This window comes from Nocardioides sp. JCM 18998 (genome assembly GCF_055391535.1).
Genome location: NZ_AP043886.1, coordinates 1,297,341 through 1,315,210, shown reverse-complemented (window position 1 = coordinate 1,315,210; position 17,870 = coordinate 1,297,341). Strand labels below are relative to the sequence as shown.

Below are 17,870 nucleotides of genomic sequence, written 5' to 3'. Positions count from 1 at the left end.
ACGTTAATAGTTCACATCTTGAACGAAATACTTCCCCGAAAGGATGCGTGCGATGGGCGACTACAAGGCCACCCCCGCTGACAAGTTCACCTTCGGTCTCTGGACCGTCGGCTGGCAGGGCGTCGACGTCTTCGGTGGCGCGGTGCGCCCGCCGATGGACACCGCTCACGCTGTCGGCAAGCTCGCCGAGCTGGGTGCCTACGGTGTGACGTTCCACGACAACGACGTCTTCGACTTCGACGCTGACGACGCCAAGCGTGAGGCTCAGATCAAGCACTTCCGCGACGCGGTCGAGGCCAACGGGCTCAAGATCCCGATGGTCACCACCAACACCTTCGGCCACCCGGTCTTCAAGGACGGCGGCTTCACCAGCAACGACCGTCGCGTGCGTCGCTTCGCGCTCGCCAAGATCGCCAAGAACATCGACCTCGCCGCCGAGCTCGGCGCCGAGACGTACGTGTTCTGGGGCGGTCGTGAGGGTGCCGAGAGCAACTTCGCCAAGAACGTCGGCGACGCGCTGGACCGCTTCCGCGAGGGCTTCAACACGCTGACCGCCTACGTCAAGGAGCAGGGCTACAACCTCCGCTTCGCGATCGAGCCGAAGCCGAACGAGCCCCGCGGCGACATCCTCCTCCCGACGATCGGTCACGCGCTCGCGTTCATCGACACGCTCGAGGACTCCGAGATGGTCGGCCTCAACCCGGAGACCGGTCACGAGGAGATGGCGGGCCTCAACTTCGCGGCCGGCATCGGCCAGGCGCTGTGGCACAAGAAGCTCTTCCACATCGACCTGAACGGCCAGCACGGCCCCCGCTTCGACCAGGACCTGCGCTTCGGTGCCGGCAACCTGCGCGGCGCGTTCAACCTGGTCGACCTGCTGGAGTCCAGCGGCTACGACGGCCCGCGCCACTTCGACTTCAAGCCGCCGCGGACCGAGGACGAGGAGGGTGTGTGGGCCTCCGCCGAGGGCGGCATCCGCAACTACCTCATCCTCAAGGAGCGCGCCGCCGCGTTCCGCGCCGACCCCGAGGTCCAGGCCGCGCTGCTGCGCTCCGGCCTCGACCAGCTGGCCGCCCCGACCCTGGCCGAGGGCGAGTCGCTGGCGACCGTGCGCGACGAGGAGTTCGACATCGACGCCATGGCCAGCCACGGCTTCGCCTTCGAGCAGCTCGACCAGCTCGCCATGGAGCACCTGCTCGGCGCTCGCTGAGCACCCGCTTCGCTGACTGACCGCTGACCCGAAAGAGATCGCAGATGACGCTCGTCGCAGGAGTCGACTCCTCGACCCAGTCGTGCAAGGTCGTGGTGCGCGACGCCGAGACCGGAGCGCTCGTACGCTCCGGCTCGGCCCAGCACCCCGATGGCACCGAGGTCCACCCCGACCACTGGTGGTCGGCCCTCCAGGAGGCCGCTACCGCGGCCGGTGGGCTCGACGACGTCGCTGCGATCTCGGTCGGCGGTCAGCAGCACGGCATGGTCTGCCTCGACCAGGCAGGCGATGTCGTACGGCCGGCCCTGCTGTGGAACGACACCCGTTCCGCGCAGGCCGCCACCGATCTCAACAACGAGCTCGGCGACGAGGCCTGGGCCCACGCCGTGGGCTCGGTCCTCGTCGCCAGCTTCACCATCACCAAGCTGCGCTGGCTGCGCGACCACGAGCCGGAGAACGCCGCCCGGGTCGCCGCCGTCTGCCTGCCGCACGACTGGCTGACCTGGAAGCTGTCCGGCTCCACCGACATCAACGACCTGGTCACCGATCGCTCCGACGCGAGCGGCACCGGCTACTGGTCTGCCACCGACGGCTACCGTCGCGACCTTCTCAAGCTGGCCCTCGGCCGCGACGACGTCGTCCTGCCGCGTGTCCTCGGCCCGGCCGAGTCCGGCCTGAAGACCCCGGCCGGTGCGATCCTCGGCGCCGGCGCCGGCGACAACGCGGGCTCGGCCCTCGGTCTCGGCGCGATCCCCGGTGACGTGGTCCTCTCCATCGGCACCTCCGGGGTGGCCTGTGCCGTCTCCGAGGTCCCGGCCGCCGACGTCACCGGCACGGTGGCCGGCTTCGCGGACGCCACCGGCCGCTCGCTGCCGCTGGTCGCCACCCTCAACGCCGCCCGCGTGCTGGCCTCGACCGCCACCATGCTCGACGTCGACCTCGACCGGCTCGCCGAGCTGGCCCTCTCGGCCCCCTCCGGCGCCGACGGCCTGGTCCTGGTGCCGTTCCTCGAAGGCGAGCGCACCCCCAACCGTCCGCACGCCAAGGGTGCCTTCCACGGCCTGACCCTGGCGAACATGACGCCCGCCCACGTCGCCCGCGCCGCCGTCGAGGGTCTGCTCTGCGGCCTCGCCGACGGCATCGACGCCCTCGTCGCGCAGGGCGTCGACGTCAAGCGCATCCTGCTGGTCGGCGGCGGCGCCAAGTCCGCTGCCGTCCGCGAGATCGCCCCGATCGTGCTCGGTCGCCCGGTCGTCGTCCCCGCGCCGGGTGAGTACGTCGCCGACGGCGCCGCCCGCCAGGCCGCCTGGGCGCTCTCCGGCGCCGACGAGGCGCCCGTGTGGAACGCCGGCGACGTCGAGACGTACGAGGCCCCGGTCGACCCGGCGGTCCGGGCGCGCTACGCGGAGGTCCGTGACCTCACCGAGGGTGTTTGATCCACGGTAGGTGGGCGCGCCCGCCAGCCGACACGCCGAGGGGACATCCCTGCGCCACGCGGCGGACTCCGTCCGGCGCGTCGCAGGCGATCTAGCCCCTCGGCGCTCCGGCCGTCGGTCGCGCACAGCTAGCGTGGGGGTGTGAGCGAGGCCCAGGAGTTCTGGAACAGTCGATACGGCGAGCGTGACCGGATCTGGTCGGGCCGCCCGAACGGCTCGATGGTCGACGTGGTCGTCTCGCTCACTCCGGGTCGCGTCCTCGACCTCGGCTGTGGCGAGGGCGGCGACAGCATCTGGCTCGCCGAGCAGGGCTGGTCGGTCACGGGCCTCGACGTCTCCGCGACGGCGATCGCTCGCGCACAGGAGGAGGCGTCCTCACGCGGCCTCGCGATCGGCTGGATCCTCGCCGACCTGTCGACCTGGCACCCCGAGGAGTCGTACGACCTGGTCTCCGCCTGCTTCCTGCACTCGCCGATCGAGTTCCCCCGCACGGAGGTCCTGCGCCGGCTCGCCGGCGCGATCAACCCGGGCGGTCACCTGCTGCTGGTCGGGCACGCCGCACCTCCGCCGTGGAGCCGCCACGCGGAGCAGGAGCGCGGGACCGGCCACGGCCATGCGGATGACCACGGCGACCACGACCCGGCCGTCACCCATCGCTTCCTCTCTGCGTCCGAGGAGGTCGCCGAGCTCGCCCTCGGCGGAGGCTGGACGGCCGTGAAGGTCGAGATGCGCGAGCGCGATGCGACCGGACCCGACGGCGAGCGTGCCGTGCTCGAGGACAGCGTCGTGCTGCTGCGTCGCGACGACCGGGGCGCCTAGAACCCGTTGCAGCTCACTCTTTACGCCCGCCGGATGCGTGTGTGAGCCTGGTCACAACGCAGGACGCGAGGTCCTGACGGACCGGAGGTGCTCACCGATGTCGGTTCAGTCGCTCGTCAACCATCCCGAGCTCACCCCGTGCGGCGTCGGAGGCATCGCCTTCGTCGGCGCCCTCTTCGGTCGCCTGCTCGGCGTCACGTGGGAGCAGCACCACCCGCACGCGCACCAGCGCCCGGTGGAGACTGGTACGCCGCACCCCTCGTGATGCGCAGCGACGCGACGTCGCTGGTGCTCCACGTCATCTCGTACGTGCGCCGATAGCCCGTGTGTCGGATCCGCCACCCGTCCGGCGTGCGGATGTAGCGGTCCTCGTAGAACGCCGCGCCCTCGAGGGCGAAGTCGAGCTCCGGCGCGAGCACGGTGTCCTCGAGGTACCAGATCCCGGAGGCCTCGTCGCCAGCCACGTCGATCTCCGGGTGGTGCGCGGTGTGCATCGTGATGAGCCCCGATCCGAGGTTCGCCCGCATGTAGTCGACGAGCTCGGCGCGCGAGTCGAACGCGAGACCCGCGTAGTCGCCGGTGGCGTCCGGAGTGAAGCAATCGGTGAAGTCGTCCCACTGCTTCAGGTCGAGGGTGCGGAAGTAGCGGTACTTCAGGCGCTCCAACGCATAGCGGTCGTCCATGGTCCGAGCGTAGCCGTGAAATGAGAACAGGTTCTACCATCGCTTGGATCCGAACGAGTGCCTCGGAAACCTAGATGGGGAATCTCCCGCAATCGCCTGCGGCACCGCGATCGGTTGGGCCAGAATGATCGTGCTGGGGCGGAGGACCCGAGACCTCCGCCCCAGCGCTCACGCCCGGATCGCGACCATCACCGTCCCCATCGGTACCCCACATTGGCCGCGCACCGGGCGTGACTCATTTCGAGCGCCGTCGGATCCCGATCGCACGAGCTCGAACCCGAACTCGAGCCCGGCGCCGGGCGTCGGACCCGTGCCCGGGCAGCTACCGCGGCAGCCCCATTTCTGGGGCCGAGAAGGGCTTTAAAAAGGCATCTTTTCGAGTGTCAAGAAACAGCCCTTTGGCACCCCAAAAGTTGAAGTGGGATTTGGATCGATCCATTCGCCGACAGGGTGACGTACGACTCATTCTGGGTAGCGGAACCGCGGTCAGAGGCCCGTTTTTCGTCCGGTAGCGTGCCTGCATCCTCGGCAAGAAGGGTTGCGGAAATGGTTGACGTTGAGAAGGTCCTCGACGATGCAGGACTGACGAATCAGCACGTGCGGGAGTACGTCGCCTACTGGGCGGGCATCACCGGCGCGGACGCCATCGAGGTGATCAGCGCTGAGGACGACGCCCGTCTGCTCGAGGAGTCCCTCGCGGCCGGTCAGATCCTTCCGGTGGAGGGCGGACGCTTCTACAGCCGCTCCTACTTCAAGGACACCGCGCGCACCGAGGAGCGCACCGTGGTGGCGACCTCCAACGAGGTCGACAAGGGCGCGTACAACAACTGGAGGCCGGCCGAGGAGACCGTCGCGACGCTCACCGAGCGGATGACCGGCGCCTCGAAGGGCAAGACGATGTACGTCCTGCCCTACCTGATGGCCCCCCAGGGCAGCCCGCTGGAGAAGTTCGCCGCGGGCGTCCAGCTCACCGACAGCCGCCCGGTCGTCAACCAGATGATCCGGATGGCGCGCGTCGGCGTCGACTACATCAACGAGCTCAAGGACCAGGGCTCCTTCGTCCGCGCCGTCCACGTCGAAGGCGACCTGCCGAACCTCGGCCAGGGCACCCCGAACGACCAGCGCCTGTTCGCGACGGTCGCGGACCAGCGCACGATCCTGCACTTCGGCTCCTCCTATGGCGGCAACGCGCTGCTGGGCAAGATCGCCCACGGCCTGCGCCAGGCCTGCTACGACGGCTGGGCCTCCAAGCAGTTCCTCGCCGAGCAGTTCCTGCTGCTGGGCATCAAGGACAAGCAGACCGGCAAGACGTTCCACGTGGTGGGCGGCTTCCCGTCGGCGTCGGGCAAGACCAACCTGTCGATGACGCTGGCGCCCGACGAGCTCGGCGACCGCTACGAGGTCACCTTCTACGGCGACGACATCGCCTGGATGTGGGTCGACGACGAGGGCAAGGTCCGCGCCTTCAACCCGGAGTTCGGTGTCTTCGGCGTCGCTCGCGACACCAACGAGAAGACCAACCCGGGCGCCGTCACCTCGATCCTTCCCGGCTCGGGCGCGATCTTCACCAACGTCGCCTACAACGAGAAGACCCAGGAGGTGTGGTGGGAGGGCCGGACCAAGCACCACCCCGACGACCTGGACGGCTGGCTGGACTGGAAGGGCGAGCGGATCGCCAACCGGAACGCCGACGAGCAGGGTGACGCCTGGGCGCATCCGAACAGCCGCTTCACCACGCCGATCGCGCACGTCCCGAACGCCGCTCCCGACTTCGACGACCCGGCCGGTGTCGTCGTCGACGCGATCATCTTCGGCGGCCGCACCCGCGACCGCGAGCCGCTGATCCGGGCGATCACCGACATCGCCGAGGGCGTCTACGACGGCATGACCCTCGGCGCCGAGGCGACCTTCGCCGCCGATGGCCTGGACGGCCAGCTGCGCTACGACCCCATGTCGATGCGTCCTTTCATGGCGTACGAGGAGGGCGACTACGCCCAGCACTGGCTCAACGTCATCGGTTCGGCGAGCCAGCCCCCGATCTTCGCCCACGTCAACTGGTTCCAGCGCGACCCGCAGGACGGTCACTTCCTGTGGAACGGCTTCCGCGACAACGTCCGCGCGCTGCTCTGGCTGCTCCAGTACCAGGCCGGCGAGGTCGAGGGCGTGCCGTCACCGGTCGGCATCCTGCCGAAGGCCGAGGAGCTCAACCTCGAGGGCATGACCTTCCAGGACGGCGATCTCGAGACGCTGCTCTCCATCGACGTCGAGCGCTGGCGCCAGGAGATGAAGTTCCGCGAGGAGCACCTGAGCCAGTTCCGCCTGCCCGAGGAGATCTGGGAGGCGCACCGCCGCGTCGCCAAGGCCCTCGACGAGGCCGCCGGCTGAGTCGCCTCGCCGCCTGCTGAGCGCCGGACGCCCCGATCCCACGGTGGGATCGGGGCGTCGGGCGTAGTCGGCGGTCCGACTCAGCAGTCGTCGGCCCCGTGCTCGCCGAGGTCGTGCAGGCCGGCCAGGTCGCCGGGTCCGAGATAGGGCCGCGACCAGGTGCCCAGGCCCTCGTACATGACGTTGGCCTTGGACGCGCTGTGACCGAGACCCATCGCGTGGCCGAGCTCGTGCAGCAACAGGCTGTGCAGGGTCGCGCCGTTGCGGCGCAGGGCGGTGCTCAGATGGGCGGACCTGTCGATCGCGATGCCGCCGCTCTCGACGCGCCACTCGGTGCCGACGCGGCGGTACGAGACCCCCGGGCCGCCCAGCCCGATCACGTTGCCGGCCAGGCGCGGAACCACCCGGGCGGTGGTCCACGCGACGTAGAGCCCGTCGTCGGGAACCTGCTCGGTCGCGCTGCGGCCCGCCCGGAAGGGGACGACCGAGGTGGTGCCGGCGTAGGTGAAGGTGAAGCCGGTCGCGTCGGCGATCTGGGCGATCGCCGCGCGCAGCACGACCAGGTTGCGGTGCGGAGTGCCGGCGAGGTTGACCCGGTACGGGATCGGCGCGCAGGCCTCCCAGCGGAACGGGAAGCTCGGGTCCTCCAGCGTCCACGAGGAGGCGCGGCTCGACGCGGCGGCCTTCGTCGTCGGCGGCTTCGTCGCGGCATGGGCCGGAGCCAGCGGCGCGGTCAGGACGAGGGCGCTGGCGAGGGCGGCGAGGAGTCGTACGCGGTGCTTCATGGCGATCGCCGTACTCATCGGCGATCCGGCTCCTGGGGTGAGGACTAGTCATGCCCTAGGGGTGGTCCGGCCTGGTCAGGTGAGGACCAGCAGCCGCTGCCTACCGTGACGGCATGACACCGACACCCTCCTCCCGGGTCCGGGCCTCAGGGATCGAGCGCCGTACAGCGGTGAAGGTCCCCGAGGTCTTCGTGATCTTCTGGGTGATCAAGCTGCTCACCACCGGCATCGGCGAGACCGCCTCCGACTTCATGGGCACCCACAGCATCGTCGCGGCCGGCATCATCGGGGTCGGCGGGTTCTTCGCCGCGCTGTGGTGGCAGCTGAGGGCCGACTCCTACCACCCGGTGCGCTACTGGGTGACCGTCCTGATGGTCGCGGTCTTCGGCACGATGATCGCCGACGGTCCCCACGTCGCGCTCGGCACGCCCTACTACGTCGACTCGGCGATCTACTTCGTCCTGCTCTGCGCCCTGCTGACGTGGTGGCGCCGCAGCGAGGGCACGCTGTCGGTGCACTCGATCACTACTCCTCGTCGCGAGCGGTTCTACTGGGGCACCGTCCTGATGACCTTCGGCCTCGGCACCGCACTCGGCGACACCACCGCCGAGAACCTGCACATGGGCTACTGGTGGTCGGTGGTCCTCTTCGGAGGCCTCATCCTGGTGCCGCTCGTCGCCTGGCGCCTCGGTGCGAGCGCGGTGGTCTGCTTCTGGGCGTCGTACTCCCTCACCCGCCCGCTCGGAGCCTCGATCGCCGACGGCCTGGCCGTCAGCCGGGAGCACGGCGGCCTCGGCTGGACGACCGGCACGGTGACGGCACTCGGGCTCGTGCTCTTCGCCCTGCTGGTCGCCTACGTGGCGGTCACGCACCACGACGCGGAGGGCTACCACGCCGCGACCCGTCCCGACCGTCCCGAGGGCGCCGGCACCCGCGACGCCGCGGTGCCCGGCTGGACGGCGCTCGCCTCCCGGCCGGACCCCGCGGACTGATCGCTCCCGCGTCTCAGCGACGCGGCAGGCTCACCACGAACACGGCTCCGGCCGTCTCGACCGAGTCGTCGAGGTGGACCTCGCCGCCGAGCGAGCGTGCCACTCGACGAGCGATCCCGAGCCCGAGCCCGGTGCTCCCCGACGCGGAGGTGCCGGGCTCGAACACGGTGTCACGGATCGCGGGGTCGATGCCGGGGCCGTCGTCGGCGACGACCAGCTCGACCCGGTCGGGCGTGACACGGGCGGTCAGGGTCACGGCGCTGTCGGCGTGGCGGGCGGCGTTCTCGACGAGCGGCGAGACCGCGCGGATCACGAGCTCGGCGGGCGCGGCCACCGGGACGATGACAGCCGAGGCCTCGTCGCGCAGCGCGACGTCCTGAGGGACGAGGGGGCGTACGGCCTCGACGACCGCGGCCAGAGCGGTGCTCGCCTGCGCACCGGCGCTGCGCTCGCGCGCCAGCTCGAGCAGCGTCGTGATGGCGGCACCCATCCGCCGCGCGGCCGCGGCGATCTCCTCGAGATCCTCGCGTGCGGCATCGTCGCGGACTCCGCGCATCAGGGCGAGGTCGGCCGAGCCCTGGATGGCGGTGAGTGGGGTGCGCAGCTCGTGCGCGAGCTCGGCGGTGAGTCGCTGCTCGGCGCGGATCGCGGCCGCGACGCGGTCGAGGAGGTGGTCGAGGGTCTCGCCGAGCTTGCTCAGCTCGTTCTCCGGCGGACCGAGGTCGAAGCGGTGGGACAGGTCGTGCTCGGACCAGTCGTCGGCGCGCTCGGCCATCTGCTGCACCGGTTCCAGCGCCTGGCGGGTGACCCGGAACGCGATGCCGGCAGCGGTCACGACCACCAGGGTGCCGAGCACGATCATCGCGATCAGGGTCTCGAGCTCGGCGCGCTCGTACGGCCGGGAGTCCTCGACCACCACCGCCGCGCCGCGCTCGCCCAGCGCGGTACGGAACGGCACCGCGCGCAGGTTGAGGCTGTCGCCGACCCGCTCGTCCTGCTGGCTGTCGGTGCGCAGCGCCTTCGCGGCGAGCCGCTCGCCCGCGGTGGCGGCCGAGCGCTGGATGCTGCCGCCGACAGCGATGCCGTCGGAGTCGAAGATCCTGCTGAGCGGGTCGAGCTCCGTCCACGACTGGTCGGCCAGCGGCTCGTCGCTCGCCCGCACCACGGCCTTCACCGCGCGGGTGCGCTCGTCGAGGGCCCGTCGTACGTCGTTGTGGGCGTTCCACTCCAGCACCGCGAGCGTGCCCGCGGTCAGGACCACCATCACGAAGGCCATCAGCAGGATCGTCGAGGCGACGATCTGCGTGCGGAAGCCGCGGGGGCGTAGGCGGACCATGCCGCTCATTCAAGCGCCTCGTCGGTGCGGGAGGCTCAGCGCAGCGTGAAGCCGACTCCTCGGACGGTCTTCAGCTCCACCGGCGATCCGACCTCGTGCAGCTTGCGGCGCAGCCGGGCGGCGTAGGAGTCGATGGTGTTCTCGCTGACGATCGCACCGTCGGGCCAGGCGGCCGCGACGACCGTACGGCGCCGGACGACCTCGCCGGGGCGGCTGGTGATCGAGGCCAGCATCCGGAACTCGGTGGGGGTCAGCATGACCTCCTTGTCCTGGCACACGACCGCGTGCCGGGCCGGGTCCAGGACCAGGTCGGTGGGGTTGCGCGGCTGTACGAAGCGGCCGCGGCGGGCAAGCGCGTCGACGCGGGCCGCGAGCTCCTTCACGTCGAACGGCTTGGCCAGGTAGTCGTCGGCCCCCGCGGCGAAGCCGGCGACCTTGTCGTGCAGCTGGCCGAGCGCGGTCAGGAAGAGCACCGGCGAGACCTGACCGCCGCTGCGCAGCGCCTGGCAGACGTCGCGGCCGTCGGCATCGGGCAGGCCGATGTCCAGGATGACGACGTCGAGGTCGTCGTCGTCGCGGAAGAGACGGATCGCCTCCGCGCCGGTGTGCGCTGCGACGGTCTCGTGTCCCGAGAGGCGCAGCGATTCGGTGACGATCCGTCGGATCGTCGGGTCGTCCTCGCAGATTCCCACGCGTGCCATGTGATTCATTGTGTGGGTGCCGCCTGTGTGAAACCTGACTGGATTGTGGGAAACCTGACTACGCGACGCGACCCCGTATCCGGGTGCACGTGGCGCCGGGCGGCACTAGCGTGGCCGATGTCCGCACAGCCTCGGTCCTCAGGAGGACCCAATGTCGTACGAGCCCTATCCGTCCTCGCCCTTCGGCGAGGAGCCGCCGCCGCCCCCGGTTGCCGATCCGAGCATCGCGCCGCTGCGCGGAGCGACGTTCGCTCAGGCGGTGCAGCGGTTCTTCCAGAAGTACGCGCAGTTCCGCGGCCGCGCCAGCCGCTCCGAGTTCTGGTGGTGGTACCTCGCGAGCGTGCTCATCGAGGCCGTCCTGCGCACTCTCGGCTCGGCGAGCGAGGTGTTCGCGCTGCTGGGCGCCCTCTTCGGGCTCGCGGTGATCGTGCCGCAGATCGCCATCGGCGCGCGCCGCCTGCACGACACCAACCGATCCGGCTGGTGGCAGCTGCTCGCGCTGATCCCCATCGTCGGCTGGATCATCCTGATCGTGTGGTGGGCCTCCCGGGAGAAGCCGGAGGGCGCGCGCTTCGACGCGTGATCCCGAGACATGCGAAGGGCCGGAGTCGTCGACTCCGGCCCTTCGTCATCGGTCGATCAGTTGCGCAGGTCGTTGACGTCGCCGCGCTCGCGCTTGTGCACGTCTCGGCCGCTCGCCTCGCAGAGCCGGTCGATCGTGGCGAGCTCGTCGGCGCTGAAGTCGCGTCGCGCCAGCGCCCCGATCGAGTCGCGCACCTGGTTGGCCGAGGAGGCGCCGATGACCAGCGAGGTCATCCGCGGGTCGCGCAGCGCCCAGGCCAGCGCCATCTGGGCCAGGGTCTGGCCGCGGCCCTCGGCGAGCTCGTTGAGGCCTCGTACCGTCGCCATCAGCTCGTCGGTGAGCTGGTCGGTGGAGAGGAAGACGCCCTGGGTGGCGCGGGAGCCGGCCGGCACGCCACCGAGGTAGCGGTTGGTCAGCACGCCCTGCTGCAGCGGGCTGAACGCGATGCAGCCGGCACCCTCGTCCTCGAGCGCGTCGAGCAGGCCGTCGGTCTCGGTCCAGCGGTTGAGCATCGAGTACGACGGCTGGTGGATCGCCAGCGGCGTGCCCAGCTCCCGCAGGATCGCGGCCGCCTCGCGGGTGCGCTCGGGGGTGTAGGACGAGATGCCGACGTAGAGCGCCTTGCCGCTGCGGACGATCGCGTCCAGGGCCCCCATCGTCTCCTCGAGCGGGGTCTCCGCGTCGGGGCGGTGGTGGTAGTAGATGTCGACGTAGTCGAGGCCCATCCGCTGCAGCGACTGGTCGAGGCTCGAGACGAGGTACTTGCGCGAGCCGCTCGGCACGCCGTACGGGCCCGGCCACATGTCCCACCCGGCCTTGGTCGCGATGACCAGCTCGTCACGCAGCCCCCGGAACGTGGACTGCAGGTGGCGGCCGAAGTTGGTCTCGGCCGAGCCGCGCGCCGGGCCGTAGTTGTTGGCCAGGTCGAAGTGGGTGACCCCGGCGTCGAACGCCGCCTGCAGGATCTCCTCCTGCCGGCCGAACGGCACGTCGTCGCCGAAGTTGTGCCACAGACCCAGGCTCAGCGCCGGCAGAAGGAGTCCACTGCGACCGGTGCGGTGGTAGGGCATGCGGCCGTCGTAGCGCTCGGGATCGGGGGAGTAGGTCATGCCTCCACGGTAGTGGCCGCGCTCTCAGGCAGCCGTGCGGGGCGTCGTACGGCCTCCATCACGAGCGCCGCGACGGCGGCCGTGAGCGAGGTGATCGCCATGAAGACCCACACCCGCTGGAAGTGCGCCAGGTCGGGCAGGCCGGTGCCGAGCAGGCCGACCATCACCGAGGTGCCGAGCACGAGGCCGACCTGGCGACCCATGTTGACCACGCCCGAGCCGGTGGCGGCCTGGTGCGGTGGCAGCGAGCTGGTGGCGGCCGCCATCAGCTGCGGGAGCGCGAAGCCGACGCCGATGCCACCGAGGATCCACGGGCCGAGCATCTCGGTCAGGTAGGCGGGATCCGCGCCGGTGCCCAGCGCCTGCCATAGACCGGAGCCGGCGAAGAGGGTCGTGCCGATGGCGATGAGGGTGCCGGGGGCGAGCCGGCCGAGGTAGCGGGTGACCAGGATCGAGGTGATCGGCACGAACGCCGGGCCGACCGCGACCGCGAAGCCGGTCCGCAGCGCCGAGTAGTCCCAGTGTTGCTGCATCCACAGGATCCGGCTGAGCAGGCCGACGCCGAAGGCGACGTTGAAGACGAGCTGGCTGACGTTGGCCCAGGCGAAGGCCGGGATCCGGAGCAGCTCGGGGTCGATCACGGGCGCGTGGTGGTGGGCGAGGCGCCAGCCGAAGGCCGCGGTGCCGAGGGCGGCGACGGCCCAGGAGGCCAGAACGCCCGTGGAGCCCCAGCCCCAGTCGTTGCCCTGCACGATGCCGAGGACCAGCGCCGCGATCGCGATCGCGAGGATGACGCCGCCGAGGAGATCGGGTCGCGGGGCGTCCTGGTTGTGGCGTACGTCCGGGACGACCCGGATCGCCGCGACGACCAGCCCGATGCCGAGCGGGACGTTGATCCAGAAGGCGGTCTGCCACGAGATCTGGACGAGGCCGCCGCCGACCGCCGGGCCGAACGCCGCCGCGACCGCACCGGTCATGGCGAACAGGCGGGCGCCCGCAGCGCGGCGCTCCGGCGGGAGGATGGCCAGGAGCAGCCCGAGGCTGGCCGGCGTCATGAGTGCGGCGCCGACCGCCTGCAGGACCCGGGCCGCGACCAGCCACCAGACGCCGGGCGCCAGGCCGCAGAGCAGGCTGGCGGCGGTGAAGAGAGCGGTGCCCGCGACGAAGCCCTGCTTGCGGCCGTAGCGGTCCGTGAGCCGGCCGGCGGGCACGAGGAGGGCGGCGTAGACGACGGCGTACGCGTTGAGGATCCAGCTGAGCCGGCCGAGCGAGGCGGTGCCGAAGTCCCGGCCGATCTCGTCGAACGCGACGTTCACGATGAACAGGTCGAGGCTGGCGAGGAACGCCGCCCCGGTGAGGATGGCGACCGCGGCGCGCTGACGGCGCTCGTCCTGACTTCTGGATTCCATAGTCAGCAAGGTAGTACCCTGGCTTGGGGAAACACAAGTGAGAAGGGGTCACATGACGATCCAGCGCGCCGGCTCCCTCGCCGAGCGGACCGCACCGCTCGGCGACCACTGCCCGATCGACCGCACCATGCAGCTTGTCGGCAACCGCACCGCGGTGCTGCTGCTGCGCGAGGCGTTCTACGGCGCCACCCGCTTCGACGACCTGGTCCGACGGGTCGGGGTGACCGAGGCCGTCGCCTCGCAGCGGCTGCGCGAGCTGGTCGAGGCGGGCGTCCTGACCAAGGAGCCGTACCGCGAGCCCGGCCAGCGCACCCGGTACGGCTACGTGCTCACGCCAGCAGGGCACGAGCTGCTCCCTCTGCTGCTCGCCCTCGGTCGCTGGGGCTCCGAGCACATCCCGGGCGGTGGGCCGCTGCTGACCCACGCGGGGTGCGGCGAGGAGGTCGCGGTGGTGGCCCGATGCGCCGCCGGACACGACGTGCCCGAGGAGGAAGTGCTCGTGACGGGCCGGCGTCTGGCACGCTCGTAGCGTGCGCACGATCCGTCGTCTGGCTCTCGAGGCCCTCGGCTGGCTCTTCGTCGTGCTCGGGATCGCCGCCCTGGTGCTGCCGGGGCCGGGCCTGCTGCTGCTGGTGATCGGCGTGGCACTCCTGTCGCGGGAGTACGAGTGGGCGCGGCGTCGGCTGGCGCCGCTGCGACTGCGCGCCGTACGTGCTGCCGCGGAGGGTGTGGAGAGCTGGCCGCGGCTCGTGATGTCCGTGCTGGTGGCGCTCGGCCTCGCCGCCTTCGGCGTGCTGTGGATCGTGCATCCGGCGGCCCCGGGCTGGTGGCCGCTGCCGGACCGCGTGTGGTTGGTGGGCGGCTGGCAGACCGGAGCAACGCTGGAGCTCTCGGCGGCGATCGCGCTGGCGCTGCTGGTGATCAGCTACCGGAGGTTCCACGGAGACCCGGAGCTGCGCGAGAAGATCGAGCGCGAGCTGGCCGAGGCCGACCGGATCGATGAGGAGCAGGACTGAGCGAGGGCCGACCGGACGCTCCGTCCACAGGCCCTCGACGCGCTGTCGGTGCGCACTTGTAGGTTGCGGCTGTGGCTGTCCGGCTCCATCGCGCGACGCGCACCGACCAGCTCGCCGACGCACTCGGCGAGCTGCTCGCCGCGCCGTTGGCCGACCCGTTCGCCACCGAGCTGGTCGTGGTCCCCGTCAAGGGCGTCGAGCGATGGCTCTCCCAGCGCCTCTCCCATCTGCTGGGGGCCGCGCCCGGGCGTGAGGACGGGATCTGCGCCGGGGTCGAGTTCCGCTCACCCCGGTCGCTCTTCGCCGCCCTGCGCGCCGACGAGGAGGACCCGTGGGCGCCCGACGCCCTCACCTGGCCGCTCCTCACCGTCATCGACGCGTCGCTCGAGGAGCCGTGGGCGGCCACCCTCGCCCGCCACCTCGGCCGCGGGCTTCCCGCCGAGGAGGCGGACCTGCGCGTCGGGCGACGGCTCGCCACGGCACGACGGCTGGCGCGGCTCTTCTCCTCCTACGCCGTGCAGCGGCCGGACCTGTTGACGACGTGGGCCGCTGGGGCCGCGGAGCTTCCCGACGACCTGGCCTGGCAGCCCGAGCTCTGGCGCCGCCTGGTCATCGCGGTCGGCGGGCCCGATCCGGTCGAGCGACACCGCACGACCCTCGCCGCGCTGCATGCCGAGCCGGCCTCGTTCGACCTGCCCGAGCGGCTCTCCCTCTTCGGCCACACCCGGTTCCCGCGTACCGAGATCGAGCTCCTGGCCGCGCTCGGCGAGCACCGCGAGGTGCACCTGTGGCTCCCACACCCCTCCCCGGCGCTGTGGTCCGCCCTGGCCGATCACGCAGGCGGCGCCGTCCCGCGCCGCGACGACCCCTCCGTCGAGCAGGTGGGTCATCCGCTGCTCGCCACCCTCGGACGCGACACCCGCGAGCTGCAGCGCTCGCTGGGAGCCATCGCCGTCGTCGACGAGCCGGTGGGCGCCGAGGTCGCGGCTCCGGAGTCCCTGCTCGGCTGGCTCCAGACCGACCTGCGCCGCAACGCCATCGGCGACGCCACGTCCCGCGTCGTCGACCGACACGACCGGTCGGTGCAGGTGCACGCCTGCCACGGCCCCGCCCGCCAGGTCGAGGTGCTCCGCGAGGTGCTGCTCGGCCTCCTCGCCGACGACCCGTCGCTCGAGCCCCGCGACGTGTTGGTGATGTGCCCCGACGTCGAGACCTACGCGCCGCTGATCGAGGCGGGCTTCGGCCTCGCCGAGGTGGTCGGTGCTGCGGGTCACCCCGCGCACCGGCTGCGGGTCCGGCTGGCCGATCGAGCCCTCGACCGGACCAACCCGCTGCTCGACCTGGCCACCCGGCTGCTCGACCTGGCCGGGGGCCGAGCGGGCGTCGGCGATGTGCTCGACCTCGCCCATCTCGAGCCGGTGCGGCGCCGCTTCCGGCTCCGGGAGGACGACCTGCAGCAGCTCGGCGACTGGGCGCGCGAGGCCGGGGTGCGATGGGGCTTCGACGCCGCCCACCGCACGGACTACGGCCTCCAGGACTACGTCGCGAACACCTGGGAGTTCGGCCTCGACCGCCTCCTCGCCGGCGTGACGATGTCCGAGGACGCCGGCACCTGGCTCGACCGCACGCTGCCCCTCGACGACGTCGGCAGCGGCGACATCGACCTGGTCGGGCGGCTGGCGGAGTTCGTCGACCGGGTCCGCGAGACGACCGACCAGCTGGTCGGCACCCATCCGCTCGAGCACTGGCTGACCGCGCTGGGGGCCGGCGTCGCGGCGCTGACCGACGTGCCCGCGGACGAGGGATGGCAGAGCGGCCAGGTGCAGCGGCTCCTCGGCCAGGTCCGCGAGGCCGCCGCCGAGCGGTCGGGGGTGCCGCTGCGCCTCCCGGACGTGCGTGCGCTGCTGGGAGACCGGCTCGAGGGGCGGCCCACCCGGGCCAACTTCCGTACCGGCACGCTGACGGTCGCGACCCTGGTGCCGATGCGCTCGGTGCCACACCGGGTCGTCTGCCTGCTCGGCCTCGACGACGGGGTCTTCCCCCGCTCGGGCATCACCGACGGCGACGACGTCCTGGCGCGCGAGCCGCTCACCGGTGAGCGCGACCCGCGCAGCGAGGACCGCCAGCTCTTCCTCGACGCGATCCTGGCCGCGACCGAGACGCTGGTCGTCACCTACTCCGGAGCGGGCGAGTACACCGGACAACCGAAGCCGCCGGCGGTCCCGCTCGGCGAGCTGCTCGACGCCCTCGACGCGACCGCCCGCGGCTTCGACGGCGCTCGTGCGGCCCAGCAGGTGACGCTGCGTCACCCGCTCCAGCCGTTCGACGCCCGCAACCTCGTCCCCGGCGAGCTGGTCCCCGATCGGGCGTTCACCTTCGACCGCGCGGCGCTCGCCGGCGCGACGGCGGCCCGGTCCCAGCAGCCGGTTCCGCCGTTCCTGCCGGGCCCCCTGGCGCCCGCCGCCGAGGGAGACGTCGTGCTGGAGGAGCTGCTCGCCTTCTGGAAGAGCCCGGTGCGTGCCTTCCTGCGCGACCGGCTCGACCTCGCCATCTCGCGCGAGGAGGAGCCCCTCGACGACGGCATGCCCGTCGAGATCGACAGCCTCACCCAGTGGGGCGTCGGCGAGCGTGTCCTGCGCGACCTCCTCGGCGGCCTCGACCTCGAGACCGCGCGCCAGCACGAGTGGCGCCGGGGAGTGCTGCCGCCCGGCTTCCTCGGCTGGCGTCTGCTCGGCGACATCATCGCCAAGGCCGAGCCGCTGGCCCGGCAGGCGCTCACCCTGCGCACCCGGCCGGCCACCGCCGTCGACATCGACGTCGACCTCGGCGACGGGCGGCGGCTGCGTGGCACCGTCCCGCAGGTCTACGGCGACCGGCTGGTGCCGGTCTCGTTCAGCCGTCTGGCCGCGACCCACCGGCTGCAGTCGTGGATCCAGCTGCTGGCCCTGGCCTCCTCGGATGAGGACCGGGCCTGGAACGCGCACACGATCGGTCGCCCGACCAACAGCCGTTCGCGGGTCCCCTACGGCCACTCCCAGCTCGGCCCGCTCGACCATCGCGCCCGTGACCTGCTGCGCGACCTGATCGCGCTGCGCGAGGCGGGTCTCACCGAGCCGCTGCCCTTCCCGCTGAAGTCCTCGCTGACCTACGCCCGCCAGCGCCGCACCCACGGCACCATCGACGAGGCGGTCGACAAGGCCGGGTGGGACTGGCGCGACGGCCGCTTCCCCGGCGAGTGCAGCGACGCCGAGCAGCTCCGTACGTGGGGCGCGAAGGCACCCCTGCCCGGTCTGGCCGTGCCGCCGCTCAGCGGCGAGGGGTTCGACGGCGAGACGCACCGCTTCGGGGCGCTGGCGATGCGGGTGTGGAGCCCGCTCCTGATCGCGGAGCAGGGGAGCTGGTGACG

General features: G+C 71.7%; 15 protein-coding genes. 9 read left to right on the top strand and 6 right to left on the bottom strand.

Features of this window, described 5'->3' with window-relative positions:
- Positions 1 to 52 precede the first annotated feature (52 nt).
- From xylA to ACZ5L9_RS06230, 3 genes are all read left to right on the top strand, one after another.
- Complete coding sequence (xylA, locus tag ACZ5L9_RS06240) at positions 53 to 1,210, top strand: xylose isomerase (protein WP_464535127.1); 1,158 nt, start codon at positions 53 to 55, stop codon at positions 1,208 to 1,210.
- A gap of 44 nt (positions 1,211 to 1,254) precedes the next feature.
- Positions 1,255 to 2,646 (top strand): xylulokinase, encoded by a 1,392-nt coding sequence (gene xylB / locus ACZ5L9_RS06235; protein WP_464535123.1) that lies wholly within the window; start codon positions 1,255 to 1,257, stop codon positions 2,644 to 2,646.
- 141 nt (positions 2,647 to 2,787) lie between these two features.
- Positions 2,788 to 3,465, top strand: coding sequence for a class I SAM-dependent methyltransferase (locus tag ACZ5L9_RS06230; RefSeq protein ID WP_464535119.1), 678 nt, complete (start codon positions 2,788 to 2,790; stop codon positions 3,463 to 3,465).
- 194 nt (positions 3,466 to 3,659) lie between these two features.
- Here the strand turns inward: ACZ5L9_RS06230 and ACZ5L9_RS06225 are convergent, their stop codons facing one another.
- Positions 3,660 to 4,148, bottom strand: a complete 489-nt coding sequence (locus ACZ5L9_RS06225) for a nuclear transport factor 2 family protein (RefSeq protein WP_464535117.1) — start codon at positions 4,146 to 4,148, stop codon at positions 3,660 to 3,662.
- Between the two features lie 546 nt (positions 4,149 to 4,694).
- Here ACZ5L9_RS06225 and ACZ5L9_RS06220 point away from each other — a divergent pair.
- Positions 4,695 to 6,533, top strand: coding sequence for a phosphoenolpyruvate carboxykinase (GTP) (locus ACZ5L9_RS06220; RefSeq protein ID WP_464535114.1), 1,839 nt, complete (start codon positions 4,695 to 4,697; stop codon positions 6,531 to 6,533).
- Positions 6,534 to 6,613: 80 nt separating this feature from the next.
- Here ACZ5L9_RS06220 and ACZ5L9_RS06215 read toward each other — a convergent pair whose 3' ends face one another.
- On the bottom strand, positions 6,614 to 7,336 hold the full coding sequence (locus tag ACZ5L9_RS06215) for a matrixin family metalloprotease (RefSeq protein WP_464535111.1): 723 nt from the start codon (positions 7,334 to 7,336) through the stop codon (positions 6,614 to 6,616).
- Between the two features lie 95 nt (positions 7,337 to 7,431).
- Here ACZ5L9_RS06215 and ACZ5L9_RS06210 point away from each other — a divergent pair, with 95 nt between their 5' ends.
- Positions 7,432 to 8,310 carry a COG4705 family protein gene (locus ACZ5L9_RS06210; RefSeq protein WP_464535108.1) on the top strand — a complete coding sequence of 293 codons (879 nt, stop codon included), beginning with the start codon at positions 7,432 to 7,434 and terminating at the stop codon, positions 8,308 to 8,310.
- A 13-nt stretch (positions 8,311 to 8,323) separates the two neighbouring features.
- Here the strand turns inward: ACZ5L9_RS06210 and ACZ5L9_RS06205 are convergent, their stop codons facing one another.
- Together ACZ5L9_RS06205 and ACZ5L9_RS06200 are read right to left on the bottom strand one after the other, a co-directional pair.
- Positions 8,324 to 9,655, bottom strand: coding sequence for a sensor histidine kinase (locus ACZ5L9_RS06205; RefSeq protein ID WP_464535105.1), 1,332 nt, complete (start codon positions 9,653 to 9,655; stop codon positions 8,324 to 8,326).
- A gap of 26 nt (positions 9,656 to 9,681) precedes the next feature.
- Positions 9,682 to 10,347 (bottom strand): response regulator transcription factor, encoded by a 666-nt coding sequence (locus ACZ5L9_RS06200; protein WP_464535101.1) that lies wholly within the window; start codon positions 10,345 to 10,347, stop codon positions 9,682 to 9,684.
- Between the two features lie 151 nt (positions 10,348 to 10,498).
- Here ACZ5L9_RS06200 and ACZ5L9_RS06195 point away from each other — a divergent pair, with 151 nt between their 5' ends.
- A complete protein-coding gene (locus tag ACZ5L9_RS06195; protein ID WP_464535098.1) occupies positions 10,499 to 10,930 on the top strand; it encodes a DUF805 domain-containing protein in 432 nt (143 codons plus the stop codon).
- 56 nt (positions 10,931 to 10,986) lie between these two features.
- Here the strand turns inward: ACZ5L9_RS06195 and ACZ5L9_RS06190 are convergent, their stop codons facing one another.
- Positions 10,987 to 12,039: an aldo/keto reductase gene (locus ACZ5L9_RS06190; protein WP_464535096.1), complete on the bottom strand. Its 1,053-nt coding sequence runs from the start codon at positions 12,037 to 12,039 to the stop codon at positions 10,987 to 10,989.
- Positions 12,036 to 13,448, bottom strand: coding sequence for an MFS transporter (locus ACZ5L9_RS06185; protein WP_464535094.1), 1,413 nt, complete (start codon positions 13,446 to 13,448; stop codon positions 12,036 to 12,038). Before ACZ5L9_RS06185 ends, ACZ5L9_RS06190 begins: the two co-directional genes overlap by 4 nt.
- Before the next feature lie 52 nt (positions 13,449 to 13,500).
- Here ACZ5L9_RS06185 and ACZ5L9_RS06180 point away from each other — a divergent pair, with 52 nt between their 5' ends.
- The 3 genes from ACZ5L9_RS06180 (at position 13,501) to recC (ending at position 17,868) form a co-directional block, all read left to right on the top strand.
- On the top strand, positions 13,501 to 13,977 hold the full coding sequence (locus ACZ5L9_RS06180) for a winged helix-turn-helix transcriptional regulator (protein WP_464535091.1): 477 nt from the start codon (positions 13,501 to 13,503) through the stop codon (positions 13,975 to 13,977).
- A gap of 1 nt (position 13,978) precedes the next feature.
- Positions 13,979 to 14,464 carry a PGPGW domain-containing protein gene (locus tag ACZ5L9_RS06175; protein ID WP_464535089.1) on the top strand — a complete coding sequence of 162 codons (486 nt, stop codon included), beginning with the start codon at positions 13,979 to 13,981 and terminating at the stop codon, positions 14,462 to 14,464.
- 71 nt (positions 14,465 to 14,535) lie between these two features.
- The gene (recC, locus tag ACZ5L9_RS06170) at positions 14,536 to 17,868 is read left to right on the top strand and encodes an exodeoxyribonuclease V subunit gamma (protein ID WP_464535086.1); all 3,333 of its coding nucleotides are present in this window, start codon (positions 14,536 to 14,538) and stop codon (positions 17,866 to 17,868) included.
- Positions 17,869 to 17,870 lie beyond the last annotated feature (2 nt).

Coding starts and splice junctions, on each gene's coding strand:
- xylA (WP_464535127.1), top strand. CDS start 53: ATGGGCGACTACAAGGCCACCCCCGCTGACAAGTTCACCTTCGGTCTC.
- xylB (WP_464535123.1), top strand. CDS start 1,255: ATGACGCTCGTCGCAGGAGTCGACTCCTCGACCCAGTCGTGCAAGGTC.
- ACZ5L9_RS06225 (WP_464535117.1), bottom strand. CDS start 4,148: ATGGACGACCGCTATGCGTTGGAGCGCCTGAAGTACCGCTACTTCCGC.
- ACZ5L9_RS06220 (WP_464535114.1), top strand. CDS start 4,695: ATGGTTGACGTTGAGAAGGTCCTCGACGATGCAGGACTGACGAATCAG.
- ACZ5L9_RS06215 (WP_464535111.1), bottom strand. CDS start 7,336: ATGAGTACGGCGATCGCCATGAAGCACCGCGTACGACTCCTCGCCGCC.
- ACZ5L9_RS06210 (WP_464535108.1), top strand. CDS start 7,432: ATGACACCGACACCCTCCTCCCGGGTCCGGGCCTCAGGGATCGAGCGC.
- ACZ5L9_RS06205 (WP_464535105.1), bottom strand. CDS start 9,655: ATGAGCGGCATGGTCCGCCTACGCCCCCGCGGCTTCCGCACGCAGATC.
- ACZ5L9_RS06200 (WP_464535101.1), bottom strand. CDS start 10,347: ATGGCACGCGTGGGAATCTGCGAGGACGACCCGACGATCCGACGGATC.
- ACZ5L9_RS06195 (WP_464535098.1), top strand. CDS start 10,499: ATGTCGTACGAGCCCTATCCGTCCTCGCCCTTCGGCGAGGAGCCGCCG.
- ACZ5L9_RS06190 (WP_464535096.1), bottom strand. CDS start 12,039: ATGACCTACTCCCCCGATCCCGAGCGCTACGACGGCCGCATGCCCTAC.
- ACZ5L9_RS06185 (WP_464535094.1), bottom strand. CDS start 13,448: ATGGAATCCAGAAGTCAGGACGAGCGCCGTCAGCGCGCCGCGGTCGCC.
- ACZ5L9_RS06180 (WP_464535091.1), top strand. CDS start 13,501: ATGACGATCCAGCGCGCCGGCTCCCTCGCCGAGCGGACCGCACCGCTC.